Source organism: Albimonas donghaensis (assembly GCF_900106695.1).
Taxonomy (GTDB): domain Bacteria; phylum Pseudomonadota; class Alphaproteobacteria; order Rhodobacterales; family Rhodobacteraceae; genus Albimonas; species Albimonas donghaensis.
Genome location: NZ_FNMZ01000001.1, coordinates 329,594 through 354,338 on the forward strand (window position 1 = coordinate 329,594; position 24,745 = coordinate 354,338).

Here is a 24,745-nt window from a genome sequence, read left to right on the forward strand (position 1 = left end):
GGGCGATCTCCGTTCAGAAGGGGAGGCCGGGAAGCAGGGCGAACTGCTGGAGGGGGGCAGGGTCGTCGATGAACCGGGGGACGGTCGCTTCGCGCGCGAAGCCGATGGCGGTCAGCAGAGCCGGCGCGGTCGGGTGGCTGCTCCAGCAGCGCGCCTCGATCCGCGCCACGCCCCGCGCCTGCGCCCAGGCGGGCAGGTCGGCGCGCATGGCTGCGGCGAGCTGCGCGAGCGGGCGCCGCCAGCGCCGATGATCGCGGGCCAGCAGCGCGCCGGCGAAGCATCCGGGCATGTAGACCGGCGAGAAGCCGACGAGGGCGAAGGGCAGGGCCCCCCCTTCCGGCGCGTGCCGCCAGACGGTGAAGAACAGCCCGCCCGCCGCCTCCTGACAGATCAGCTGGCGCAGCGCGTCGCCGGCATCGAAGTGTGAACCCAGCGTGAAAGCAGCCTCCATCCGGTCGTGCGCGTCCAGGTCGGTCAGCACGGCCAGGGCCGGGGCCGGGGCCAGCGGCTCCATGCTGAGCCCGCGCCAGGCGGGGGAGCGAAGCCCGTCGATCATCGTTCGGCCCCCGCATAGGGGGCCGACACGTCCCAGCCGGTCTCCAGCCCGCGCGCCTCGGCCGGCGCGCCGCGCCGGCGGTCGGACGAGGCGCGGGCGTGGAAGCCGGACGGGCCGGCCGCGCCCCGCGCCTCCGACAACAGCAGGTATTGCAGGGCGTCCATGGCGTTCGCCTCGACCAGTTTCTTGTTCGGGATCTTCCGCTTGTTGCCCGACGCGTCGACTTCCTCGGTCCAGACGTAGCGGGCTTCGAAACCGCCCCGCAGATACCGGCAGGACGGGTCCAGGATCAGGCCGGGGCGTCCCTCGCGCAGGAATTCCAGTGGCGCGCGCACCGCCTCCAGCCGGGGGTTGATCCGGTTCGCCCCGATCCGCTGCGGGCGCACCCGGAACCCGGCGGTCTGGCCGACGATCCGGTTCCATGTCGCGTTCTCCGCGGCCTGCGCGGCCTCGGCCTCGCCGGCCACGTCGCCCCAGGCTTCCTCCACGCGCAGGCCGGGGAAGCGTTCGTCCAGCAGGTCGGCCAGCCGCTCGCCGAACACCCTCGCCAGCAGATGCTCGGTCGGAAACATCAGCTCGGCGAGGATGGTCCAGCGCATCGGCGGTTCGAACTGGCCGATCACCGCGGCGGGGGTGAAGCCCTGGTCGAGCCCGATGCGCAGCCCGCGGGCCGGATCGGCGCGCAGCCGGTCGGGCGCGACATGGATCGCCGGGTTGAACTCGCGCTTGAAGACCGGATCACCGGCCTTGATGAAGGCCGGGCGGTTGTCGATCAGGCGCGTGACCTGATCGCCGCGCCCGGCCAGCGTCATGGTCGCGATCTGGCGGGCGTAGTAGCCGGGCGCAAGGTTCGACAGGTTCTCCGCGCCGGGCTCGCGGGCGCCCGGCTGGCGGTGGAAGTTGATCCGGATGGGCTTCGCGCCTTCCTCCAGCCCCTCGCTGAGCTGGCGCGCGATCCGCTCGCGCTCCTGGTCGTCGTGAAAGACGCGATAGGTCCAGTTGTCCTCGTCGGGCGCGTTGAGGTCGAAGCACATCTGGCCCCAGCTGCGCAGCTCGGGCGGGTATCCCGCGAAATGCGAGCGGGCGGGGTATCGATCGATGCGGCCGATCCCGGTGGTCAGCACCTCCACGGGCAGGGTGTCGGCCTCGTTCCCGTAGATGTCCGTGACCTGCCAGCCCCGCATGGCCTCGATCACGTTGTCACCGAAGGCCAGGAACTCGGCCACCCATTCGATCTCGCCGAACTCGTCTTCGAAGCGGACGGTGTGGCTCACCGGGTCGCCGCGCCCGCCGGCCCAGATGCCGAGCGCCTTGGGGACCGTCTCCAGGTAGGACGGAATGGTGGTGGCCCACAGCTGGCGATAGGTCTCGCGGACCAGGCCGAGCTTGTAGCGCCGCACCCCGTCCTCGACCGACCGCGGCATCATCATCGCGCGCCGGACGCGGGACATGAGCGCGGTCGTGGTCTTGCCCGAGCCGACCGGCCCCTGGATCGCCACCACGTCCGCGTCGTCATCGAAGAAGGCTTGCGCCACCGGGCCGGGGAAGGTCACATGGGCGGCGGAGGGCATGTCGCCCATGGCCCCGCCGGGCAGCTCGCGCACGGCGTCAGCGGCTCCCATACCCTCCAGCCGGGCCGCAGCGGCCCCGATCCCCGCACCCTCGGTCATCGCGCTCCCCCTACCCCAGACAGAGCCCCCCCGTTTCCGGCTGCGCCTCGTCCGGCGGGTCGGCCGGGAAGGCTGAACGGGGTCGGAGCGGGGGGCATGTCTTGCGCGCGCCGGCCCGGCCCCCCCCGGCCGCGGCCCGCGGGCGCGGGGGCGGGCGCGAAGGCGGGGGGGCGGGCGCGGGCGACCAGGGCGGGCACGGAGGCGCGGCCGGCGGCGGCGAGGCACGCGGCCCGCTTATATTCGATAAGCGGGCCGAGGGCGATTTTGCCCTGCGTTTTCAATGGCTTGGTTCGAGCGTCCGACTTCATTCGTCCGACCCCTCGTCTTCGTCGCCGCTAACCTCTTGATTTCGTTGGGGTTGGCTCGGCATCGGTGGCGGGGCGTAGACGGACGCCGCGACGGTCCGCGCCTCGCCCTCGATCACCCGCGCCCCGTCGCCCGGCGCGCCCTGGGCGACCGGCGCGGGCAGGTTGATGAAGGTGACGGGCGCGCCGCCGCCCTGGTCGGGCGTGACCTTCGCCAGACCGTAGGGCAGCAGCGCCTCGTTGGCCCGCCGTATCTCGCCCGCCACCTGGAAGACGATGGCGATGCGGGCCGCGGGCGTCGCCTCGCCGCCGCTCCAGGCAATGATCTGCTCGGCCCGCGCCATCGCCCGTTCCCACAGATCCCCGTCGCCCAGGTCGAGCCCGGCGAGGCGAGCCAGCTGGTCCTCGGGCATCGCCCAGCCGCGAGCGGCGAACATCTTGCGCAGCTCGGCCCGCTTCACCCGGTTCCGCGACCCGGCCGGCCGGCCCGGCCCGCGCCGCTCGCCCTCGGCCGGAGGGGGCGGTGAGGCGTCGGCCCGGTCGGCCGGGGCCAGGAGGGACAGTTGCTCGGCCCGCTCGCGGCCCGCGGCCATGCGCTCGGCGGCAGCGGCGGCGAGCTTCTGCGCCTGGCCGGCCTTCTTCCCGCCGCTCATGCCGAGATCCCCGCTTTGTTTATTGGTTTCAGCGGGTTGCACGGCATCGGCGACGCCTCGGCAGGGGCGTCGCTGCTTTGTCGCTGGTCTGTCGCTGCTGTTTGTTTATCTATTTCAAGGAGATAGAGAGGAAGAGCGACAAGCGACGACGAAGCGCGCGCGCGCGCATGATCGCGCGCGCGCATGTGAGGGGGGCGTGCAAATCCTGTCGCTCCGTCGCTGATCGACGGCAAGATGTTGATATGAAAAGAAGAACACCAGCGACACACCAGCGACAAAGCAGCGACAACGCCCCCGACCCGTCGCTGCGCGACAGCCCCCGATGGGCGCAACCAAAGGGCGAGTATGCCGGACCCGCGACGCGGATCAAGGCTTCCGTCCATGGGTCCGGGAGCGGGCGCAGCAAGGGGCGTCGGGGTGCAGGGCACGTCCTGGTCCTCTCAGTCTTCGGGGGTGTCGGTGGGGGCCTCGTCGGGCTCGGCCGAGAGGTCGAGCAACTCGACCAGCGGCACGTCCATGTAGCGGACGCTACGGCCGTCGAAGCGGGTCGAGGACTTGGGCACCACGGCGCCGGGCACGCGGCGCAGGGACTGCGCCCACACGCCGGTCTGCCCGGCGCCGGCCCACCATTGAGTGTCGCGGAACAGGTTCGCCAGCAGCGGATGGCTGTTGGCGATCCAGACGCGGGCGCGACGCCCCGTGCCCTGCACGCGGATCCCGTATCGGGGCAGGAAGGACTTGGCGTCGGCCACGCTCGGCCCGGTCTCGCGTTCCTCGGTGGTCTGGAGGCAGGCCGCGGCCAGCAGCAGCGCGCCGATGGAGAAGCGTGAGCCCCCGCGCCACGCCTCCACCTGCTGGCCCAGCAGCCAGGTCGCCAGGCGCTGCCAGTCCCGCGCCTGGTCGGTCTGCTCGCCCACCAGGCTCGCGGCGAGCTGCGCGGCCCAGCCGTCGCATCGGCCCGGCAGGGGAACCGCGTCCTCCATGCACATGTCGGCCATCGCCAGCAGCGTTCCGAACTGGTCGGCGCCTCGGGCGTTGTGGCCCTGGCGGGCGAGGGCCGCGCGATACAGCTCCAGCGTCTGGTGCCATCGCGGCCACTGGTCGATGATCCGGGTTCGCAGCGCACGCCCGAGCTGGCGCATCCGGTCAGGGCGCAGGGACGGCGGCGTCACGCCCCGCCCCAGCGGCTCCAGCTCCAGCAGCGCCATGCGGCTGATGTCCTGGTCGAGCATGGCCGGGCGCAGGATGGAGGACAGGAGGAAGCAGCTGCGGGCCTTGAACTCTGAGCCCTTGTGATCCGAGCCGCCGCGCAGGATCACGCCGCCGCTCGCCGCCTGGCGCGCCAGTTTGATGACGCCTGAAACCCGCGTCCGACTGTCCACGTCCGGCTCGACCTCATCGAGGGCGACGGGCAGGGCGTCGGTCCCCAGCATCTGCCAGAGGCTGGCGGGGGTCGCGTCGGAGGATTGCAGCAGCGCGCCCTCGCCGCCCAGCACGTTGCCGATCAGTCCTTGCAACGTGCTCTTGCCCGTGCCGGCGTCGCCGGTGATCCAGACCAGCGGGCGCCAGGGCAGGGCGCCGCCGAACAGCGCGCAGCCGATCCAGCCCAGCAGCAGGAAGGCGTCGACATGCCGGCGCTGCCAGCTCCAGGTATCCAGCAGCTCCAGCAGCGCGTCGGGCGCGCTCTCCACTTCGGGGCCGGGGGGCAGGGGGCGCGGGATGCGGGGGGCGGAGGGATAGACGAAGCCCTCCAGCTCGCCCGGATCGTGCCAGACGCCCCGGTGCAGCACGGCGTCGCCGCAATGCAGGATCAGCCCGCCGTCGCCATCGGTCCACGCGCCCCGGCCTCGGAGGCGCTGGAGCGGGTTCCATATGCCCTGGTCGGCGGCGGCGCGCTGCATGGCGGCCGCGGCCTTGGACTGGTCCCAGCCGATCACGTCGCCGCTCTTGGCCTGGCGTTTGAAGTGGCGGCGCAGTTCTTCCTCGCGCCCGCCGAAGATGTGCAGGATCGTGTCGCGGTCGTGCTTGCTCACGTCCCTGATCTGGCCCAGCCAGTCGATATACCAGCTGACCTTGCCATGGACGCCGAGCGCCTTGACCGGGCAGCCGTCATAGATCTCGCCTCGGGCGGGCTGGCCCTTCCTGGGCGGAGCGGAACCGCTGGTGCGCCCGCCTCGGGCGCCGCCCTTGGCCTTTCTGGCCTCGCCCTCCGCAAACTCCGTCGCCTTGGCGGATAGCTGCTGGCGCGCCGGTTCGGGCGCGTCCAGCTCGCTCGCCAGCACGCGCAGCGTGGGCCGAGGGCTGTCGCCGCCGCTGGTCATCGTCCCTTCGCATCCATGGCGCGCAGCTCGGCGGTGATCGCGGCTTCGGCTGCGTCGACTGCGGCGGTCATGTCGGCGAGGGACCGACGCGCTTCGGCGATGTGGTCTCGGCCCTCCTTGAGGATGACGCGCGCGGCGCCGGGATGCCCGACGCCCGCGCGGCCACGGGCTTTTGGGGGCGCTTCCTCCGCGCGCCTGATCCGGGTTTCGATCCTCATGCTGCGCCCTCCTGCCGCTCGCGCGCCCGCGCCATCCGCAAGGCGTCGTTGAGGTCCTTGCCGCCATACTGATTGCGCCAGACGCTCACCGTCCGGCCCTCGCCGGCGAAGCGTTCGGCGGCGGCGTCGATCTGGGCGCGCTGCTTCTCGCCGGGGTCCTGGTCCGCGATCAGCACCACGCGGCGCAGCTGCGGGGGCAGGCCGACCGCGGCCATGTTCCCGAGGTTCAGCGCGCAGATGACGTAGACGCCGGGCCGCTGGCCGATCAGCACGGCGGCGGAAAGCGCGTCCTCGATGCCCTCGGCGATGTAGACGGCGGCGTCCTCGGGGGCCTGGCTGATCGGCGCGCCCTTGCCGCCGCGCGGGCCGTAGCCCGACCACAGGCGCACATAGCCGGCCCGGTGCTGGCCCTGGATCTTCTTCGCCTTGGGCACGGGGGCCTTGGTCCAGCGGCCGGTCGCCGGATCGCGGGCGATCCAGGTCCGGTGGATGCCGAGGAAGGTGGGCGGGCCGTCCGGCTTCCACGGGCCGTGGATCGCGGCGACCATGGCCGGCCAGCGCCCCTCGAACACTTCGCCCGTCTCGTCGTCGGTGTGCTGATACCAGAGCGCGGGGTGGAACCGCAGCGCGCCGGGCGCCCGCCCGAGGTCGCCCGGCCCGACGCAGCGGCCGGAAAGGTAAGCCGCGGCGGGCGTGTTCTCGATGGGCTTGCCGTCGAGAAACCGGGCGTAGGCGCGGCGCCGCTCGCGGGCCTTCTCGGCCTCCGCTTCGCGGGCCTGCGTCTCCGCCGCCTCTCTCGCCCGCTGCGCCTCGCGCTGGCGGAGCGCGCGCTGCGCCTCCGTCTCGTCGTCGGCGATGCCCAGGAAGGCGCGGGCCTCGGCCAGCGCCGCCCTGCGGTCGCAGCCGAGCGCCAGCTGGATCAGGTCCAGCATGTCGCCATGCTCGCCGGTGCTGGCGTCATTGAACCGGCCGACATGGGGGCCGGCGACGTTCACCCAGAACGAGCCGATCCGCTTGTCGGCCCGCCCCGGATTGCGGGCGCGATACTGCTGGCCATTCACGAACCCGCCGGGAGCGTAGCGCCGGGCCACGTCCTCGGGGCGCGCCTGGAGCAGCGCCACGATGTCGGCGAAGGAGGTGAGGGCGGCGCGGGTCATGCGGCGCGGCCCTCCTGCGCCTTGGCCCGCGCCACGGCCTCCAGCGCGGCGCCGGCGCGGGCGGCGAGGATCATCGCGACGTTGGCTTGCAGGTCGAACCAGACCCGCTCGAACCGCCCCGTCGCCATCACGCCCGGCCGGCGCAGGTCGCCCAGGTCCACGAAGGCGCCCACGGCCTCGGGCAGGGCGGCGAGGCGCGGGTGGAACAGGTCCACGTCCGGCAGCAGGTCGGCGAGGTCGAGCTGGTAGAGCCGCAGCGTCTCGGGCGCGTTGCGGTGCAGGCAGGCGGCGTTCGCCACGAAGAACAGCGCCAGGTCGGCGGGGCTGAGCGGGCGAGGCGCCTCGGTCGACGGCGCCGGCGGAAGCTCGGGCGCGCTCATGCCAGGTCCTTCCGGCTCTGCCAGGCGAAGCCGGCGTTATCGAGCGCGCCGGCGAGGCGGCGCGCGTGGCCCTCGGCCAGGTCGCCGACCACGGCCAGGAAGGCGTCGGCCGCTTCCTCCGGCTCGCCCTCGGTCACGCCCGCATCGAAGCGGGAGACGGCTTCGGCGAGGTCCGCGCGGTCCGGCAGCAGCTGCGCGCGCTTCCCGGCCAGCTCGTCCAGCGCCTCGGCGGTCAGCGCGCCGGTCTTCGCCCGCATGGCGCAGGTCACGGCGTAGAGCCCGAAGGCGACGACTGGGGAGCGGTCGCCGGTCATCGCGCCAGCCTCGCGTCGGGCATACCGGGATCGGCGCGGCGGATGGACTGGCGGCACGGTTCGCAGAGGCGGTTATGCGCGCCCTCCGAGGGGAAGGGCTCGCCGCAGCGCAGGCAGGGACGGCGGGTGGTCTCGCCGGACTTGGGCTTCCGCATCCCTTCCAGGTGCTGGACGCGGCGTCGGGGGCGGGAGGCTTTGTCGGTCACCGTTGATCCCTCCTGGAAAGCCCGGACGCCGGCGTGCGCAGGGAGGCGCGCGCGCCGGCGTCCGGAGTTGGGCGGCTCGCGTCACGGCGACAGGCGCTGCGCCGTGGAACGAGGGAGGAGCCGCCGAGGGGGATGGCCAGGAGAGGTGACGTCCTGCGCGGGTCGTCATGCCCGCGGACTATTACGCCGCCGCTCGCCGCCTGCTTCGCGAGATGGATAATTTCGGCGAAACGCGCTTCCTGATCGTCCATCGGCTCACTCCGCGGCGAGGGTTTCGGAGGAAGGGAGAGCGTCGAACCAGCTGTTCATCTGGACGGCCCCGTTCGTCGCGTCCTCGATGCGCTTCGCCAGCTCCAGGGAGGGGCGTGCCCGGCCCTTCTCAAGCTGAGAGACAAACCCCTGCGTGATGCCGAGCCGAGCGGCGAAGTCCGCCTGGGTCTCGCCTTTCTCGGCGCGGTATCTTGCGAGGGTGCTCATAGGCTCGCCATATTAGCTATGCCCATATTTCTGTCAACAACTACCAGATCTGGACATGAGCCCCAAAATATGGACGGAAAAATTAGCCTCAGTCATACCGGCGTGCATGAAACTTCGTGTGCGCGACATCCGCAGGGCCGCTGGCATGACCCAGGAGCAGCTTGCCGCTGCTGCTGGGATCACTCAGTCAATGGTCAGCCACATAGAGCGTGGGCGGGATCGGCCTGGGCTGGAGACTTTGGAGCTTCTGGCTAAGGCGCTGAGCGTCGAGGTCGGCGATCTCTTCGAGCGTTCCGACGCCGATGTGATAGGCATGGAGATCCTGCAGATCGCTAAAGGGCTTTCCGAAGAAGATCGCGAAGTTCTTCTTTCGTTGGCCAGGCGGCTGGCCTCCGTCTCCTAGAACCTGCTTTCAGGATTCTGGCTGCGATCAGCAGCCGCCTTTTCGAGTGCGCGTCGAGCCTGGCCACTGTCCGCGCCAGCTCCGTTAAGTCCTCCGACATGTCGGGCCTCCCCTACTAATATTTTCTTGTGCCGCCGTGCTGCGAGCGCGGCCATGGTCACCTCTGCGGCCTTGAAAAATTAGCTGTGCCCATTTTATGCATTGATCGCAACATGAGTTGCGCTAATATATGTCGAGGCCCCACGGGGTCCGCCACGCTACACATTCAGCGCGATCAAGGGAGGCTTCATGCCGCTGCCCGAACCCAAACCTCTGCCGCCGCTCGACGATCTGACGCTGGAGCATCTCGGCGTCGTCGCGTCGGAAATTCAACGCAACCAGGCGACCAAGGAAGGCGTGATGCTGTTCACACTCTGCGCGCCGGCGCTGGTGGACGAGCTGCGCCGCTTCCGCGCCTTCCGCCTTCGGATGCAGGACATGGCCAGCCGCATGGCCGAACGCTCGGCCGCGGAAGGCCCGGCCCTGCGCCTTCTGGACGGAGGGCGGAGCGATGCGTGACACGCAAGACTTGCTGCTCTCGCCCCACGATCAGCTCTGGCTGATCCTGGGCATCGCCGGCGTGCTGCTGGGCGGCATCCTGATCGGCGCCGCGACCACGCACCTGGCCCAGTGGTGGGCCCAGAGGAAGGATCGCGAGGCGCTGCGGAGGGCAGGGCGATGACCAGGCGCCGTGTGCCTCGCGGCGAGGGCCGGCTGTTCCTGACATCGGCCGAGGTCGCCAAGCTGATCGGCTACGCCTCGGCCGACACGTTTCTGAGCGCCCGCGCTCGCTTGGTCGAGGATGAGCGTTTCCCTGAACCGATCCAGCAGCGCGCCGTCTGCCCGCTCCGCTGGCGGCGGGATGAGATCGTCGCCTGGATGAACCGCCCGCCGGCGTCGGTCGAAGGCGTGCCGGGCATGGCCGCGGCCGACCTGGCCGTGGACCGCGCCGTGATGATGCGCATGGCGAGGACGGCATGAAAGGCCGAGCCGCGAAGCCGAAGTCGAAGCCCGAAGCCGGGCCGCTCGACGACATCGAGCCCGTGCCGGCGCGCGTGCGCCAGCGTCAGCGGGCCGATGAAAGCTGGCGGCTGTGGTGGGAACCGACCAAGGCCGAGCGCGAGGCGTTCGGGTTCGAGGCCGTGCCGCTCGATCCGCACCGCCTCACCTGGTCGATGCGCCAGGCGACGGCGCTGAACCGGAAGGTGGACGACGCCCGCAACGGGATCACCGTGAGGGACCGGGGCGGGCGCACCTTCTCCCGCCTTGCGGCCGAGTATCGACGCTCGCCCCTCTGGACGAAGCTGCGCGAGGCGACCCGGCGCGACTACGACGCCACGCTGCGGCGGATCGAGAAGAAGTGGGGCGCCACGCAGGCCGCGGCCTTCACCAAGCCGATCCTGCGCGAGTGGTATGAAACGCTTTACCGCGAGAACGGGAAGTGGATCGCTCAGCATGACATTCGCGTCATGTCGGTGGTGCTGGGCTATGGCGAGCTGCGCGGCTGGATCCCGGCCAACCCGGCGGTGCGCCTGAGGATGGAGACGCCGCCGCCTCGCGATCGGGTGCTGTCCTGGGAAGAGTTCGACGCCCTCTGCGCCGCGGCCGAGGATCTGAGCCTGGCCGGAATGCGCCTCGCGATTGCGGTGGCCTGGTATCAGGGGCAGCGGCAGGCCGACGTGCTGGCGGCGCGGGTGGAGAACTTCGGACCGGACGGCATGTGGCGTTTTCTGCGCTCCAAGGCGAAGGCCGGAAGCGCGCAGAAGGCCGCGGTCATGCCAGTGCATTCCGAGCTGGCCCCGCTGATCGAGGCGCGGCGGGCGGAGGCTGAGGGCGAAGGTCCCCTGATCCTGAACGCCGAGGGCGCCGCCTACCTTCCCGATAACTTCCGAACCCACTTTGCCAAGGTCCGCGCCAGGGCGGCGCGCACCATGCCAGCGATCAGGGACGTGCAGTTCCGAGATCTGCGCCGAAGCTGGGCCTGGTGGGCGCGCGAGGGCGGCGCCAGCGACCGAGACCGGGCGGACGGGATGGGGAATCAGTCGGACAAGGACGTGCGGCTGGGGATCACCTACAACCCGGCCTCGCAGGCTGGGGCGGGGCGGGCGGTGGAGGCGATGCGGCGGCCGGTGAGGCGGTAGGGCGGGCTCGGGGAGCCCTTGTCTAGGTTAGCGCGCCGTCGCCCCACGCATGCCCACCAAGCCTTATAGGCAGCCTATCCGTATCGACGGATTGGGCGGCAAGGGGACTTTCGCTGCGCGAGAACCAGACAACGGTTCGGGGCGGACACCGGTCTGACGGCGGTGCGACCTAGCGACCCCAGAAACTATGGCGGAGCAGCCGTACGTGTGGACTGCTCCGTGACCACGACTAGATTGATGGCACGAGAGGGCAGCCGATGCTCCTTCCCTCGTCTCCGCACAGCAACTATCTAGGCGTCCATCATCAGCGATGTATCCCGGTCGAGCTTCTTTGACCAACCGACTGCGCGCCGGGAGAACCGGGAGGTGAAGACGTCCCCCCCCCACTCTGACATCATAAACATAGCGGGCGCAAAACTAGGGTCGAGTCAAAAGATTTTTAATCCGCGCCCTGACATTTTGAAATACTTGATTTAAGTGAGTTTTTCCTGCTGCGCTCAGCAATCCCGTGTGTCCTACAGCATTTCTAACCGGCTTATAATTTACTGCATCAAGCCAAAGAGATGGACCTTGGGGGGACTTAGAGCCTTCGGCCATCACCGCAAGTCCGTCCATGTCTATGTAGTATAGATCGTCATCCGCAGTTCTGATAGCCCAGCTTATGTTTGCTTTCTTAAGATTTTCTGATTCACGTCTTTTCCAATCGGCGGCGTCTTTTGTGGCGATAGGAGTTAGGGGAATGGATTTTTCAACCAAATATTTACGGATCAAGTTCTCAGAGAGAAAGCAGTCAGCGTATGCTTGTAAATTATACTGCGCGTCATCTCGTAGTGATTCCAGCCATCTGTCAACTTTGTCTTTGTTTGGCTCGGCATCCTCTAGCTTGTAGTCATCTTTGGCTGCACTAAAAAGTTCACGGGCCTTGCGCTCCTTCTTGGTCTTCCGATTGTTTTCATCGTCGCCCTCAAGGCCCCGATCCAAGCGGAGTCCATCCCATTCATCAATGATTTGAGGAAGAAGATCGCGTTTGAGGTAGTCCATCAAGGATTGGAATTGGATGTCATCTTCTACCACACCCTCACGGCTGCTGGTGAAGGGATCGGTCCCCTCTCTATCCATGGTGTCGAAGTGTAATTGGCCGTAGAGATAGCTCTCGACAATTCTTTGGGTTGGGATGTGGCGAAGGAGATTCTTCTCACGGATGCGACCGTTGACGATAAGGTCGACTGTGGCGCGCTCATCCGTACCGGTAATCTTGAGGTGTCGCGGCTTTTCAACCGTGGCCAAGAAGCCTCGGATGCCAAGTTTGGTTGTCTTGGGTACTGCTGATGATTTCAGTCTATCGAGCGCGGCCACATAGCCGTCGGTGTAACCATTCACGATCCAGAGAAACTCGGTTGCTCTGGCCAAGTCACCCAGGTCGGCTTCGCTCACCTCCGTACCGTCCACAAAGATCTTGAATGCCTTGTCGTGGAGTGAAAACTTGAAGCTCATGGCGAGCATCTTGCGAATGTGCGCCGGAGAGCTGCGCAGTTTCTCCTTTGTTGCGTCAAACACTATGATGGTGCCGTGCTCGTGCCCCTGCTGGAGCTTCTCAATTCGGCCGAGGTCTGGCTGCTCAAGCGGATACTGATCGGCGGTATTGTCGCTCTTGATCGCCTTATCCAGATCGGCGTTATCGATGACACCCCCGACGTAGCCTGCACCGGTAGTCTTTGAATAAATCGAAACCCGGTTGGCGCAGGATAGCAGGGCGAGCTTACCGATGCCTTTGGCACCAATGAACGGTCGCCCTCTATCGGTCGCCTTTTTGCCGTCCTTGCGCTTAGAATAACCGATCTTCAGAAACTTCTCTTGGAAGTCTTCAGCGGTCATGCCTAGGCCATCGTCCTTGATGGAGAAGGTGTTCCCCTCCTTGTCGATCTCGATCCAAACGTTCTGGGCTTCGGCGTCCCAAGAGTTTGATACCGCTTCCGCGATAACGGTGATGAAGTTGCGGTATAGGTTGCGGCCCAAGTGGTTTAGGACGCTGAGCGAAATCTCAAAATGGAAAGGCTTAGGTGCACCGTCCGACAACGTCATCTCCATGTTCACTGGATAAGATCAAAGCACCGATGGCCTCCGCCAGTGAGACGGGGACCGCATTGCCGATCCATCGCCCGACTTCCGAGAACGAGACCTTCTGACCTGGCGGCAGGAAAGCGTAATCCTGCGGGAACGTTTGGAGGAGAGCGGCTTCGCGAAGGGAGATTGCTCGATCTTGGTCAGGATGCCCAAACCGGCCGTTGCCGAACCCGTAGCATTGGGTCGTCATGGTTGGGGAAGGTTGGTCCCATTCCATCCGCGCGTACACCCCAGGGTAAGTCCCGCCGGACGCTCGTTGGTGGCACTTGGCGCGAAGCTCGAATGGCCAGTCTCGCCATGTGCCACCTGGCTTGGACGACTTGATACGTTCTAAGTTCTTCTCGGAAAGTGATGCTGCGCTGTGAAGCGGGTCGCGGGGATGAACTTCGCCAGCTTCAATTTCTGGCAGGGACCGGATGGCGTCTCTAACTGACAGTGGCTGGTCGTGAGTTGGCTTAAGTTCCGGAAGTTGGCGCTCCCGTGATGCAATCAGCACTAGCCGCCGCCTCTTTTGCGGTACGCCAAATTCCTCGCAGCGGACCACGTTCCACTGGATATGCTCGTAACCTGCGGCCTTCAGCGTGCCCACGAAGCCAGCGAATACGGTTCCATCTTTATACTTGAGTAGGGCTGGAACGTTTTCCATGGTTACAAAGTCGGACTTCACCTCGGCAGCTAGGCGAGCAAACACAGCGACAAGCTCCCATCGAGGGTCGGCCTCGTATCTATGCTTGTATGTAGAGAACGGCTGGCACGGGGCGCAGCCGGCAAGTACCGAAGGCACCGCACCACTGAAATGGCCCTGCAGCTCCTGGGCTGTCAGCTTCGCTACATCGCGGGCGTAGAAGGTGGCGTTATTGTTCTTCTCGTAGGCATACTTGCAGTTTCTATCGACGTCGTAACCAGCCTGTATAGTAAGGCCAGCTCGCAATAGGCCGTGGCTCAATGCTCCAACGCCACAAAACAAATCTACTACTTCACCAATTGCACGGGGTTCTTCGTTCATATTTTTCATTCATTTAGCGCCCTTGAAGCCGTTAGCGCATCGTAGCGCCTACCGGTTTGTAAGCGCAAAGGCCGGGCCGTCTGGACAAATTCCGAGCGCGTTGCATTCTCTCTACGTCTCATATTGGCCAAGGGCAACGTTCGCAGATATCTTGCCGAAACGCTAACGGACGCGCAACGTTCATCATGCTCTCACACGACAGGAGGCAACCATATACACGGTGACTCAGTTGACTCCGGTTGTGTGGCTGGACGCCATGCTCAATAGAACTGCAAGCGTGAGGGCGCTGGCACAGCCAGTCGGCGTCTCGCCGCGACGGCATACGGAAGCAGTCACCGCCCCCAAATCGCGGATAGCCACCCTTGGTCGCACCCCTCCCACATGTGCGAAAGCAGATGTGTCTCGCTGACGAACCTCCGCTCGGCCCGCGCCACAGACGCTTGTCACCACGAAATGCTGCATGGTCTGTGGAGCGGCTGCTTTAGGGAGTGCCGCCGTGCGGCACCACCGGTAGTCGAGTGACGGCAATGGGTCGTTTGCGATTTAGTTGCATGAATTTCCATCGCGAAACGGTAAGTATGCTAACTAAAATGAACCGCATAGCGCAAAGTGTTAGACGATGAATGCGCTTCCACAATAAAGTGGATCAGTTGGTGCCCTGCCTCGAGAAACTGTCTTGTTCGATTAAGCGTAAAAGGTGCCGGAAGCTGAGCCTTGTTTCCGTGCGCAACATTGTTCCGTAGCTGAGCATAGCTACGCCCCAGCAATACCTGCCAAGACACAACGTCAATTTCATCACTGTCCCACTTCAACCCACCATCCTCTTTGGCTACCAGATGTTGAGGAGCTGTTTCTTTGAAGAGCTGAAATCCCGATCCTTCGAAATCGAATTCCGAGAACGGATGCTTATCTTCCAATGATTGACCGATCCGGTCCCAGTTGACGCCCCTAACAATCCGCGTCGCCCTATCCACGCGGGCAAAGGATTGGTCGAAATTGACCAAGAAAAACTCTAACTTAGCAGCCAAAAGCATGAATTCAGAGATTTCTTTGTCCAAGGTGGCCTCCCGTATGCTCTCGCCAGGCTACAGCTGAAGCTGGCAAGCGGCAACTCAGCCTTGTCATCTGGCATCTGTCTGCTCTGGAAAGCTGCACTTCAGCATTCATTTTCCATGCCGAGGTCCGGATTGGGCCGATACCAGCACTGGTGAGCGCGAGTGATCTCGGCGTCGGGTGGGCTCCAGGCGCGTCAACAGGGGAGCCATCGAAGCGCCGGCCAAACGCAAGCGGCCTCCCAAATCGGGAGGCCGTTTTCAGTCTGGCCACCCGATTCCCGTCCGACTCGGACGCCCTCGGACAGTCGGACGATCAGCAATGTGTCGAGTTCGCAAGGTGTTGAAACTAAGGGGAAATTGGTGAGCGGGGTGGGTATCGAACCCACGACCAGCTGATTAAAAGTCAGCTGCTCTACCACTGAGCTACCCGCCCACTCGCGCGCGCCCGTCGGACTGGCCTCGAGCCGGCGCGGGGGTCGTGATAGGCGCCCGCGCGGCTCGGGTCAAGGGCGGGTTGACGCCGTTTCGCAGCCCGCCAGCATCGGGTCGCCGCTCCGCGACATCAGCCGCAGAACCGTCGGCTTGCCGCGGTTGGGGTTGAAGGCCTCGATGCGCGCCAGCTCGTTCAGGTCGGGCGGCGTCTCGCCGAACGCCGCGTCCAGGCGCTCGCGCCGGCGGTCCTCGATCCAGACCAGGGCGCCCGGGGCCTCGCGCAGGGTCCGGGCGGCCTCGTCCTCGGAGAGGAAGGCGGTGTCGGTCCCCTGCAGGAAGACCAGGCTGGGCTCGCGGAAGCTCTGGCTTGCGGCGGGGCGTCCGACGCAGGCGGCGTAGGGGGCGGAGGCGCGGGCCATGGCCTGCGACGGGAAGCCCCAGGCGAGCGCGGGCAGGGCGAACTGGAGGATCGCGGGGTAGAGGAAGAGCGTCGCGGCGAACATCGCCGGGACCGCGTCGCGGGGCAGGCCGCGCCAGAGCGAGACCCCCCCGAGGACCACCAGCCCCAGTGCCGGAAGCGCCAGCGCGGCGGCGGGCCAGCTGACATTCCCGACGGCGACGGGCAGGGCGATGCAGGCGCCGGCGAGCGCGACGCCCACCGCCCCGAAGATCACCGCGGCCGCGCGCGACCAGCCGAGCCGGGGCGCCCCCCCGCCGGCCAGCCAGGCCGCGACCAGCCCGGCCAGCGGCGGGATCACCGGCAGCAGGTAGTGGGCGAGCTTGGTGGGCGTCGCCTCCAGCACGATCCAGAAGGGGATGGACCAGCCCAGCAGCAGCGCCGCCCAGGGCCGCCGGCGCGCGGCCCAGGCCGCGGGGGCGGCCAGCAGCAGCAGCGGCGCCCAGGGCCAGAGCACGCCCCAGACCACGCCCAGATAGGTTCCCGGAGGGGCGCCGTGCTTCTCCTGCCCGCTGGCGAGCTTGCCGACCAGGTCGCGGCCCACCGCCTCGGCCCAGAAACCGCCGTCGGAGGCGATGTGGATCGCCGCCAGCCACGGCAGGACGAGGGCGAGGAACAGGACCGGCCCGAAGCCGCGCCACCCCATGCAGACCAGCCCCCGGCGCGAGCCGGTGGCGATCGCCGTCCAGATCAGCGTCAGCGCCAGAACCACCGGCGCGATCGGCCCCTTGACCAGCACCGCCAGCCCCAGCGCGCCCCAGAGCACGGCGCGCAGCGGGGCGGCATCGGGGGTGGGGTCGCCGCGGGCGGGGAAGTGCTCGGCCGGGATTTCGGCGAACCAGGCGTCGCGGCGCAGGCCGAAGCCGGCGCCCGACAGCAGCCGGATCCAGGCGCCCATGGCCAGCGTGGTCAGGCCCAGCAGCATGGCGTCGGTCTTGGCGATGTTGGCCTCGCCCGCCAACGCCATGGCGGTGGCGGTCAGCCCAGCGGCGAGGAAGGCGGCGGGGCCTCCGATCAGCGGGCTCAGCGCCCACAGGGTCGCCAGCGCGGCCAGCGTCGCCCCGATCAGCGAGGGGATGCGCCAGGCCCAGATGCCGGTGTCCTCGGGGCCGCCGACGGCGGTGACGGTCGCGGCCTGCATCCAGTAGATGCCCACGGGCTTTTTCCAGCGCGGCTCGTCCTGGAAGCGGATGTCGATGAGGTCGCCCGAGGTCAGCATCTGCTTGGTGGCCTGGGCGAAGCGGGCCTCGTCGCGGTCGGTGACGGGCAGGGCGGCGATGCCGGGCAGGTAGAGCGCGAGGCAGAGCAGGATCAGCGCGGCGGCCTGGCGGGGTCGGCTTGCGGCCAGCCAGCGGCCGGCCCGGCGGCCCAGGGCGCCGACGCGTTCCGCGGCCAGGGAGAGGGGGGCGCGGGCGGGGGCGTCGGACATGGCGCGGGACCTCGCAAGGACCGGGAAGGGGGAGCGGGGCGGACCCCGGACCGTCGGGAAGCGGTCGGGGCGACCGCAGCCCGGGCGGAGCCCGGGGCGCGGGCGCGCGCCGGGCGGAGGGGCGTGGCTCGCCCGTGACCGCGGGACGGATGGGCGAAAAGCACCGTCCGACCCTGGCCCGAACGCGTCGGCGTTGGCGTCGGCTGCGCGCGCGGGGCGTCGTCATGCCCCCGCCGTTCGCCCCGCCCTATGCCGCGTCGTCGCGCTGCCGCTATTTCGACCCGAGGTCCCGGCCGCGGTCAACCCGTTCGCCAGGCTCCAAGTCCGCGGCGGCGCGACCGGCGCGGGCCGATCAGTCGGCGGCGGGCAGGGTGCCGGACTCGGAGGTCGCGGGCGGCGTCGCGGGCTGGGAGGAGGCCGGAGCGGAGGACGCGCCGTCGCCGGCGGCCGGCTGATCGACCGCCGAGGGCGGGGTCAGCAGGCGCTGCAGGTCGGGGGCGAGCCCGCCATCCGCCGGCGCGTCGCCCGTCGGCGAGGCCGGGGCGGAGACGCCGCCGAGGCGGTCGAGCACCGAGCGGTCGCCGCTTTTCTGCGCCGCGATGATGGTCAGCACCAGCGAGGTGGCGATGAACGCCGCGGCGAGGATCCAGGTGGCCTTGGCGAGCCCGGTGGCCGCGCCGCGCGACGAGGTCAGCCCGCCGCCGCCCCCGCCGATGCCGAGCGCGCCGCCCTCGGAGCGCTGCAGCAGCACCAGCCCGATGAGAAAGGCCGCGAGGATCAGGTGGACGATGAGCAGTACGTTTTCCATGACGTCGCGGTCCTTCGCGGTCGGTCGTGTCGCGGGCGGCGCGGCGGGCGATCCCTCGGGTGGGGCGGTCCGGCGCGGGCGCAATGACGGTGCGGCCGGGCGGCATGCGCCCGGCGGTCGGTCGCCCATGTAACGCTCGCGCGCGGCGATGTCGAGAGACCGGGCGCGGGTCGGGGCGCGGTCGCGGCGTCGCGGGGAGGCGCGGCGGGGGGCGGGCGTATCGGCGCCAGCCGCGCCGGTCGCGTCGGCGGGATGCGGGCCGCGCGTCGACGGTTCCGCCAGCGACGCGGGCGCGCCCGCGCGGCGGTGCGTGTGGCGGCGCGGGGGGGGGCGCGGTTTTCACCGTGTCTCCGCCTCCGGGGAGGGTTGGGGAGCGTTTCTGCGGTCGGCCTCGGGGCGCCCGCGCGCGCTCCGGGCCGCGGCCGGTCCCTGCGGCAAGGCGCGGCGTCATCGCGGCTGACGCACAAAACCCGCCGCCCCGGCCAACGCTCTTGAACCCGCGCCCGTCCGCGGCTTTGCTGCGCCCCACGCCCCACGCCCCACGCCTCCCCAGAAAAACCGGAGCCGCCCCATGCCCGTCACCCTTCGCCGCTTCGCCGAATACCGGGGCGCCCCGGTGATGGAGGCCGAGCTGCGCTCCGACGTCGCCGCCATCCGGGTGCTGTCCTGGGGCTGCGTCATCCGGGACTGGCGGGCCGAGGCCCCCGAAGGCCCGCGCCCGGTCACGCTGGGCTTCGAGGATTTCGCCCCTTACCCCACCCATTCCCCCGCCTTCGGCGCGCTCTGCGGGCGGGTCGCGAACCGCATCGCCAACGCCCGCTTCGCGCTGGACGGACGTGAGATCGCCGTCACCCCCAACACGCCGCCGCACCACCTGCACGGGGGGCTTGACGGATTCGGGCGCCGCGACTGGACGATGGAGACCGACGGGACCGCCCTGCGCCTGACCCGCGTCAGCCCGCACGGGGAGGAGGGCTATCCCGGCGAGGTGGCGCTGGACGTGGTGATGCGGCTGGAGGGCGGGCGGCTGCGCGTCGACATGTCGGCCCGCCCCGACCGCCCGACGCCGATCAACCTCGCCCAGCATTCCTACTGGAACCTCGGCGGCGCCGGGGCGGCGGGGGGCGACGTTCTGGATCATCGGCTGCGGCTCGCGGCCTCGCATTGCACGCCGACCCGGCCCGACCTGATCCCCACCGGCGAGATCGCGTCGGTCGAGGGCGACCCGCTGGACTTCCGCGCCGCCCGCCCGCTGCGCGACGCGGACGGCGCGCCGCTGCCGCTGGACCTCAACTTCGCGCTCGACGCGCGTGATCCGGCGGAGCCGGCGGCGGAGGTTCTCTCGCCCTCCGGCGACCTGCGCCTGCGGCTCTGGACCGATCAGCCGGGCGTGCAGGTCTACAACGCCCCCCGGCTGGCGATCCCGGTTCCGGGGCTGGAGGGGCGGCGGTACGGCGCCTATGCGGGACTGTGCCTCGAAGCGCAGAACTTCCCCGATGCGGTCAACCAGTCGGGTTTTCCGGACCCGATCTTCACGCCCGACCGGCCCTATTCCCAGCGGCTGGAAATCGAGATCGCCCGACCCTGAAGCCCACCCCTCGATCGTCGGGGCTCAATCGCCCGCCATCGGGTGATGGGTCAGCACCAGGTCGCGCAGGCGGGCTTCGAGCACATGGGTGTAGATCTCGGTGGTGGCGAGATCGGCATGGCCGAGCAGCGCCTGAATGGCCCGCAGATCCGCGCCATGGGCCAGAAGATGCGTGGCGAAGGCGTGGCGCAGGGTGTGCGGAGAGACGCGGGCCGGGTCCACGCCCGCCTCCGCCGCCAGCCCGGTAACCAGTTGCCAGAGCCGCGCCCGGGTCAGGTGGCCGGCCTTCCCGCGCGACGGGAAAAGAAAGGGCGAGCGCGCCGCCGCCGGATCCGCGTCCCGCGCCGCCAGCCAGGCCGCCAGCGCCTCGCGCGATGGTCCGGTCAGCGGCGTGATCCGCTCCTTCCCGCCCTTGCCCCGGACCAGCAGCACCCGCGGATCGCCGCGGGCGGCGGCGACGGGCAGGGCGCAAAGCTCGGTCGCGCGCAGGCCGGTGGCGTAGAGCAGTTCCATGATGCAGGTCAGGCGCAGGGCGTCGCGGGCCGCCGCCCCGGTTTCGCGTCGCGGGCGGCGGGCGGCGTCGAGCATGGCGCCGGCCTCGGCCTCCGACAGGGTCTTGGGCAAGCGGCGCGCGGCGCCGGGCCCGGCGATGCGCGCGGCGGGGTCGTCGTCGCGCCAGCCCTCGGTCAGCGCGAAGCGGAAGAACTGGCGCAGGGCCGAGAGCCGCCGCGCCCGCGTCGCCTGTCCCAGGCCGCGGGCGTCGAGATCGGCCAGCCACGCCTCCACCCGCGCCCGGTCGGCGCGCCAGAAATCGCGGCCGGCGAACTCGGCGAAATCGCCCAGGTCGCGGGCATAGGCGGTCAGGGTGTTGGCGGCCGCGCCGCGCTCGGCCTGCATCGCCTCCAGGAAGGCCTCGATGCGGGCCGCGTCCATGGCCCGATCAGAGGTCCGGAGCGGGCGCGGGCAGCGTGACCTCGCGCACCGGGGCCGGCAGATCGGCGATCGCCGCGTAGACCGCGAAGCCGGCCGCGGCCAGCAGGATGAGATAGAGCAGATACCTGTAGACCGCCGACATGCCTCGTCCCGTATGTGCTGCGCCGGCCTGTGCCTGGCGCCTGTCTCATGGGGCGGGCGTCTGCGCGCCCGTCTCCGTCGGTTTCGGCCCGCCGGGGGCCGCCCGGCCAGGCTGGCGCGTGCGCCGGACGCCCGGCTCGGCGGGGCTTCGGGCGAACCTTACTCCCGCCGACCCATCCCCGCAACGCGGGCGGCGGCGCAGCAAGGCCGCGTCGCCTGCGCCGGATCGCGGAGCGCGGCGTATCTTCGCGCCCCGGGCGCGGTTTTCGTCGGGGAGGCAGGGGGTTGCCGGACGCCCGCGGCCTACCCGCGCGCGCCCCTGCGGCGAACGGGCGGCGGCCGCGGCGGGCGCGCCGTTCACCGCCCCGCTTCAGGCTGGCCCGGCCCCTTCGCCGCCCCGCGATCCCCCCGGCCTGGGGGCGGCGGCGCATCGCCCCGACAGGCCCGCGAGGCAAAACCGCGCTTGACGCGGCGCGCCGGGCGCGCCAAGCCCCCTTCCACCGCTCGAAGAACGCCTCGCCCGGACGACGCCGCCTTCGCGTCGCCCCTTCGCCCGCCCCGTGCGCCCCGCGCGCGCGGCCGGCCAGCCCGAAAGACCGACCCCGTCGCCCGACCATGACGCCTGAGCCCGCTTCGCCCCCCGATCCCGTCTCCGCCACCCGCCTGCCGCCGCCGCGGCCGGTGCGCGGCGTGGTGCTCGTGGGCCTGATGGGGGCGGGCAAGACCTCCGTCGGCCGTCGGCTGGCGGCGGCGCTCGCCACGCCCTTCGTGGATTCGGACGACGAGGTCGAACGCGCCGCCCGCATGACCGTGCCCGAGATCTTCGCCACCATGGGCGAGCCCAGCTTCCGCGACGGGGAGCGCCGGGTCATCGCCCGCCTGCTGGAAGGCGGCCCGCGGATCATCGCCACCGGCGGCGGCGCCTGGATGAATGACGAGACCCGCGCCGCGATCCGCGCGCGGGGGGCGGTCGTGGTCTGGCTGCGCGCGGAGCTGGACACGCTGGTCGAGCGCGTGTCGCGCCGCGCCGGGCGGCCGCTGCTGGCCCAGGGGAACCCGCGGGAGATCCTCGCCGGCCTGATGGAGGTCCGTCACCCGGTCTACGCTCTGGCCGATGTGGTGGTCGACAGCCATGCCGGCGACCGGCATGAGACCGTGGTGGCCCGGATCATCGACGCGCTGGCCGCCCGCGGCGACGTGGCCGGGGGCGCCGTCGCCGCGGCGCCCGTTCGCGACGATGCGGCGGGTGACGCTGCGGCGGACGACCATGCGGCGGACGAACATGCGGCGGATGGGGCGCATGAGACCGGGAAGGCCGGGCCCTCCCGCCCCGCGCCCGACACGCCCGATACGCCCGGAGGCGCCGCCGGCTGAGCGCCTCGGCGCCGCCGACCGGACCGCCCGACCCAGATCGACCGAAACAGACCCAACCGGGGGAAGACGATGCGCGAGACCGTGGAAGTGGCGCTGGGGGCGCGGGCCTACCGGATCGAGATCGGCGCCGGCCTGCTGGCCCGCTCGGGCGAGCTGATCGCCCCGCTCCTCCCCCGCCCCCGGGTCGCGGTGATCACCGACGAGACCGTCGCCGACCGCCATCTCGATGCGCTGCGCGACGGGCTCGCGACCGCGGGCGTGTCGATGGAGGCGCTGGCGCTGCCCCCGGGCGAGGCCACCAAGAACTGGACCGATCTCGGCCGGACCGTGGACTGGCTGCTGGACCGCAAGGTCGAGCGCGACGACCTGGTGGTGGCGCTGGGGGGCGGCGTGATCGGCGATCTCGCCGGTTTCGCCGCCGCCATCCTGCGCCGGGGCGTGGGCTTCGTGCAGATCCCGACCACGCTGCTGGCCCAGGTCGACAGCGCGGTCGGCGGCAAGACCGGGGTCAACGCGCGCCAGGGCAAGAACCTGATCGGCGCCTTCCATCAGCCCCGCCTGGTGCTGGCCGATATCGACGCGCTCGACACGCTGCCGCGCCGCCAGTTCCTCTCGGGCTACGCCGAGGTGGTGAAATACGGCCTGCTGGGCGATCCGGATTTCTTCGACTGGCTGGAGGCGGAGGGCCCGGCGCTCGCCGCCGGCGACAAGGCCGCGCGGATCCGCGCCGTGCGCCGGTCCTGCGAGATGAAGGCCGAGATCGTGGCCCGCGACGAGACCGAGCAGGGGGATCGCGCGCTGCTCAACCTCGGCCACACCTTCGGGCACGCGCTGGAATCGGCCACCGGCTATTCCGACCGGCTGCTGCATGGCGAGGGCGTGTCCATCGGCTGCGCGCTGGCCTTCGAGCTGTCGGCCCGGCTCGGCCTTTGCGCGCAGGAGACGCCGAGCCGCGTCGCCGCGCATTTCGCCGCCATGGGGATGCGCGCCAGCCTCGCCGACATTCCCGGAGACCTGCCGGACGCGGACGGGCTGCTGGCCCTGATGGCCCAGGACAAGAAGGTGAAGGCCGGCGCGCTGACCTTCATCCTCGCCCGCGGGGTGGGCGAGGCCTTCGTGACCCGCGACGTCCCGCGTGAGGCGCTGTCCAGCCTGCTGACCGACGCGCTGGCCGCCCGCGGCTGAGCGGCCTCGCCCGGCCTGGCGAGCCCCGGCCCTGACCGGAACCGCGCCCCCGTTTCCCGACCTGTCCCCTTCCTCGACCTGCGGACGGGGCGGAGTGCGCCTGCACCCGTGCGCCGCAGCGGAAGGGCCGGAGGGGAAAGCCCGAAAACCGAATCCCGCCTGACGGATCAGCCGAATCCTCGGCGCCTCGGAGGCCGGGGCGCTCGGCGGGGGTTCTCGGAAAATCCATGATAATCGCAGTTTTCCTTACAAACCTCCTTGCAAGGTCGTCAGGAATACGATCTAGTCACCGATGTTCGCTTCCACGTAGGAAGTGATTGGATTAGCGCACCTTTTCCATGCGCTTGCCGGGGCTTCGCGTATCAGCCCCCATCATCCCGCTCACGCCTCAGTGAGACGGGCGCTTCCCATGCTTAATTTTCCTTGAACGTCGCCTCGGTCAGGCGTATCTCCTTGGTCCACGCTTCAACATGAACGATTCATGAAGGAGCGGCCGGCGCTGGGGCGCCGGATCTGGGGTTGGGTACTAGGTATCGTCATGGTTGTGTCTTCGTGCTTCGCCGCGCTCTCTGCGCGCGGCTCGTCTCTTTTCGCGTTCATGGGCGCCGCGCTGGCCGCGCTGTCCCTGACCTTCGCGCCGATCGATACGGCGCAGGCCGCGGGCTCTCCGCTTCCCTGCGTGGACGTGAACCTCGCCGGCGACGCGTCGGGCTTCTCCAGCGCCTGCCAGGTGCTCCAGGGCGTCTCCAACGACCAGCCCAAGACCGAAGTCGCCGAGCAGGGCGCGTTCGGCATCTATGACTGGGTGTTCGCCGGCAAGGACGAGTTCGGCTCCAGCGAAACCTCCATCGAAACCGGCTTCTCGCTCGATCGCGGATCGGACGGGCAGGGCGGCGTCTGGAGCATCGACCCCATCGTGTGGGACAGCTTCCCCAGCGTGCTGGTGCTGTTCAAGTCGGCCGGCAGCAAGCAGGCCGAGAAGGTCGGGTCGCTGGGCAACGTCGTGATGTTCCTGATCCAGCCGGGGCTGAGCTCGGGCGAATACGCCTCCAGCCTGGGCAAGTACGATGTCAGCCATGTCAGCCTGTACCTGTCGCAGACCGACCCGTTCGGCTCCGGGACCTCGCTCCGCGAGTCGGCGAACGTGCCGCTGCCGGCCCCGGCCTGGATGCTGATCGCGGGGCTTGGCGCGCTGGGCTGGCTGCGCCGCCTGCGGCGCCCGCGCGCCTGAACCTGCGCCTGCGCGCGGCCCATGGACAGGCCGGGCGCGGCGCCTGCGCCAGCGTCTCGCTTGCAAGCTAGGTCAGATCTATTAACCTTAAGGAGCGGACGCCTCCGAGCCCCCTTGGGGAAGGGGGCGAGGCGGCCGCAGA

The 24,745-nt window shown here is 69.6% G+C and carries 26 protein-coding genes and 1 tRNA gene; 9 read left to right on the plus strand and 18 right to left on the minus strand.

Going from position 1 to position 24,745, the window contains the following annotated elements; all coding sequences use genetic code 11:
- Positions 1 to 13: 13 nt before the first annotated feature.
- From BLV24_RS01325 to BLV24_RS01365, 10 genes are all read right to left on the minus strand, one after another.
- The gene (locus tag BLV24_RS01325; protein ID WP_092679339.1) at positions 14 to 556 is read right to left on the minus strand and encodes a hypothetical protein; all 543 of its coding nucleotides are present in this window, start codon (positions 554 to 556) and stop codon (positions 14 to 16) included.
- Positions 553 to 2,226, minus strand: a complete 1,674-nt coding sequence (locus BLV24_RS01330; RefSeq protein ID WP_143040183.1) for a terminase large subunit domain-containing protein — start codon at positions 2,224 to 2,226, stop codon at positions 553 to 555. The genes BLV24_RS01325 and BLV24_RS01330 overlap by 4 nt, the downstream gene beginning before the upstream one ends.
- 304 nt (positions 2,227 to 2,530) lie before the next feature.
- Positions 2,531 to 3,184, minus strand: a complete 654-nt coding sequence (locus tag BLV24_RS01335; RefSeq protein ID WP_092679341.1) for a hypothetical protein — start codon at positions 3,182 to 3,184, stop codon at positions 2,531 to 2,533.
- 440 nt (positions 3,185 to 3,624) lie between these two features.
- Positions 3,625 to 5,505 carry a hypothetical protein gene (locus BLV24_RS01340; protein ID WP_092679342.1) on the minus strand — a complete coding sequence of 627 codons (1,881 nt, stop codon included), beginning with the start codon at positions 5,503 to 5,505 and terminating at the stop codon, positions 3,625 to 3,627.
- Positions 5,502 to 5,723, minus strand: a complete 222-nt coding sequence (locus BLV24_RS01345) for a hypothetical protein (RefSeq protein ID WP_092679343.1) — start codon at positions 5,721 to 5,723, stop codon at positions 5,502 to 5,504. Before BLV24_RS01345 ends, BLV24_RS01340 begins: the two co-directional genes overlap by 4 nt.
- Positions 5,720 to 6,880, minus strand: coding sequence for a DUF7146 domain-containing protein (locus BLV24_RS01350; protein ID WP_092679344.1), 1,161 nt, complete (start codon positions 6,878 to 6,880; stop codon positions 5,720 to 5,722). Before BLV24_RS01350 ends, BLV24_RS01345 begins: the two co-directional genes overlap by 4 nt.
- Positions 6,877 to 7,260, minus strand: coding sequence for a hypothetical protein (locus BLV24_RS01355; protein WP_092679345.1), 384 nt, complete (start codon positions 7,258 to 7,260; stop codon positions 6,877 to 6,879). Before BLV24_RS01355 ends, BLV24_RS01350 begins: the two co-directional genes overlap by 4 nt.
- Complete coding sequence (locus tag BLV24_RS01360; protein ID WP_092679346.1) at positions 7,257 to 7,574, minus strand: hypothetical protein; 318 nt, start codon at positions 7,572 to 7,574, stop codon at positions 7,257 to 7,259. The genes BLV24_RS01355 and BLV24_RS01360 overlap by 4 nt, the downstream gene beginning before the upstream one ends.
- Entirely contained in the window at positions 7,571 to 7,780 is a 210-nt protein-coding gene (locus BLV24_RS21390) for a hypothetical protein (protein WP_143040184.1), read from the minus strand. Before BLV24_RS21390 ends, BLV24_RS01360 begins: the two co-directional genes overlap by 4 nt.
- 255 nt (positions 7,781 to 8,035) lie before the next feature.
- Positions 8,036 to 8,257 carry a helix-turn-helix transcriptional regulator gene (locus BLV24_RS01365; RefSeq protein ID WP_092679347.1) on the minus strand — a complete coding sequence of 74 codons (222 nt, stop codon included), beginning with the start codon at positions 8,255 to 8,257 and terminating at the stop codon, positions 8,036 to 8,038.
- A 55-nt stretch (positions 8,258 to 8,312) separates the two neighbouring features.
- Here BLV24_RS01365 and BLV24_RS01370 point away from each other — a divergent pair, with 55 nt between their 5' ends.
- From BLV24_RS01370 to BLV24_RS01385, 5 genes are all read left to right on the plus strand, one after another.
- Positions 8,313 to 8,660 (plus strand): type II toxin-antitoxin system RelB family anti-toxin, encoded by a 348-nt coding sequence (locus BLV24_RS01370; RefSeq protein ID WP_092679348.1) that lies wholly within the window; start codon positions 8,313 to 8,315, stop codon positions 8,658 to 8,660.
- A 288-nt stretch (positions 8,661 to 8,948) separates the two neighbouring features.
- Positions 8,949 to 9,218 (plus strand): hypothetical protein, encoded by a 270-nt coding sequence (locus tag BLV24_RS01375; RefSeq protein ID WP_092679349.1) that lies wholly within the window; start codon positions 8,949 to 8,951, stop codon positions 9,216 to 9,218.
- On the plus strand, positions 9,211 to 9,381 hold the full coding sequence (locus tag BLV24_RS21845) for a hypothetical protein (RefSeq protein WP_176954585.1): 171 nt from the start codon (positions 9,211 to 9,213) through the stop codon (positions 9,379 to 9,381). The genes BLV24_RS01375 and BLV24_RS21845 overlap by 8 nt, the downstream gene beginning before the upstream one ends.
- Entirely contained in the window at positions 9,378 to 9,680 is a 303-nt protein-coding gene (locus BLV24_RS01380) for a helix-turn-helix transcriptional regulator (RefSeq protein ID WP_092679350.1), read from the plus strand. Before BLV24_RS21845 ends, BLV24_RS01380 begins: the two co-directional genes overlap by 4 nt.
- Positions 9,677 to 10,840, plus strand: a complete 1,164-nt coding sequence (locus BLV24_RS01385) for a tyrosine-type recombinase/integrase (RefSeq protein WP_092679351.1) — start codon at positions 9,677 to 9,679, stop codon at positions 10,838 to 10,840. Before BLV24_RS01380 ends, BLV24_RS01385 begins: the two co-directional genes overlap by 4 nt.
- 417 nt (positions 10,841 to 11,257) lie before the next feature.
- Here BLV24_RS01385 and BLV24_RS01390 read toward each other — a convergent pair whose 3' ends face one another.
- From BLV24_RS01390 to secG, 6 genes are all read right to left on the minus strand, one after another.
- On the minus strand, positions 11,258 to 12,928 hold the full coding sequence (locus tag BLV24_RS01390; protein WP_245710399.1) for an ATP-binding protein: 1,671 nt from the start codon (positions 12,926 to 12,928) through the stop codon (positions 11,258 to 11,260).
- A complete protein-coding gene (locus BLV24_RS01395) occupies positions 12,897 to 13,970 on the minus strand; it encodes a DNA cytosine methyltransferase (RefSeq protein ID WP_092679352.1) in 1,074 nt (357 codons plus the stop codon). Before BLV24_RS01395 ends, BLV24_RS01390 begins: the two co-directional genes overlap by 32 nt.
- Before the next feature lie 581 nt (positions 13,971 to 14,551).
- Complete coding sequence (locus tag BLV24_RS01400) at positions 14,552 to 15,028, minus strand: hypothetical protein (RefSeq protein ID WP_245710326.1); 477 nt, start codon at positions 15,026 to 15,028, stop codon at positions 14,552 to 14,554.
- Between the two features lie 355 nt (positions 15,029 to 15,383).
- Positions 15,384 to 15,458, minus strand: a tRNA-Lys gene (locus tag BLV24_RS01405).
- A gap of 70 nt (positions 15,459 to 15,528) precedes the next feature.
- The gene (locus tag BLV24_RS01410; protein ID WP_092679354.1) at positions 15,529 to 17,343 is read right to left on the minus strand and encodes an ArnT family glycosyltransferase; all 1,815 of its coding nucleotides are present in this window, start codon (positions 17,341 to 17,343) and stop codon (positions 15,529 to 15,531) included.
- A 352-nt stretch (positions 17,344 to 17,695) separates the two neighbouring features.
- Entirely contained in the window at positions 17,696 to 18,151 is a 456-nt protein-coding gene (gene secG / locus BLV24_RS01415; RefSeq protein WP_092679355.1) for a preprotein translocase subunit SecG, read from the minus strand.
- A 571-nt stretch (positions 18,152 to 18,722) separates the two neighbouring features.
- On the opposite strand from secG, the gene BLV24_RS01420 reads away from it, so the two are divergent.
- A complete protein-coding gene (locus BLV24_RS01420) occupies positions 18,723 to 19,739 on the plus strand; it encodes an aldose epimerase family protein (protein ID WP_092679356.1) in 1,017 nt (338 codons plus the stop codon).
- Between the two features lie 24 nt (positions 19,740 to 19,763).
- Here BLV24_RS01420 and BLV24_RS01425 read toward each other — a convergent pair whose 3' ends face one another.
- Together BLV24_RS01425 and BLV24_RS22745 are read right to left on the minus strand one after the other, a co-directional pair.
- Positions 19,764 to 20,672, minus strand: coding sequence for a site-specific tyrosine recombinase XerD (locus tag BLV24_RS01425; RefSeq protein WP_092679357.1), 909 nt, complete (start codon positions 20,670 to 20,672; stop codon positions 19,764 to 19,766).
- A 7-nt stretch (positions 20,673 to 20,679) separates the two neighbouring features.
- Positions 20,680 to 20,814: a hypothetical protein gene (locus tag BLV24_RS22745; RefSeq protein WP_281242862.1), complete on the minus strand. Its 135-nt coding sequence runs from the start codon at positions 20,812 to 20,814 to the stop codon at positions 20,680 to 20,682.
- 614 nt (positions 20,815 to 21,428) lie between these two features.
- Here BLV24_RS22745 and BLV24_RS01430 point away from each other — a divergent pair.
- From BLV24_RS01430 to BLV24_RS01440, 3 genes are all read left to right on the plus strand, one after another.
- Positions 21,429 to 22,187 (plus strand): shikimate kinase, encoded by a 759-nt coding sequence (locus BLV24_RS01430; RefSeq protein WP_143040185.1) that lies wholly within the window; start codon positions 21,429 to 21,431, stop codon positions 22,185 to 22,187.
- Positions 22,188 to 22,256: 69 nt separating this feature from the next.
- A complete protein-coding gene (aroB, locus tag BLV24_RS01435; protein WP_092679358.1) occupies positions 22,257 to 23,372 on the plus strand; it encodes a 3-dehydroquinate synthase in 1,116 nt (371 codons plus the stop codon).
- Between the two features lie 538 nt (positions 23,373 to 23,910).
- Positions 23,911 to 24,603: a VPLPA-CTERM sorting domain-containing protein gene (locus BLV24_RS01440; protein ID WP_092679359.1), complete on the plus strand. Its 693-nt coding sequence runs from the start codon at positions 23,911 to 23,913 to the stop codon at positions 24,601 to 24,603.
- Positions 24,604 to 24,745: the final 142 nt, after the last annotated feature.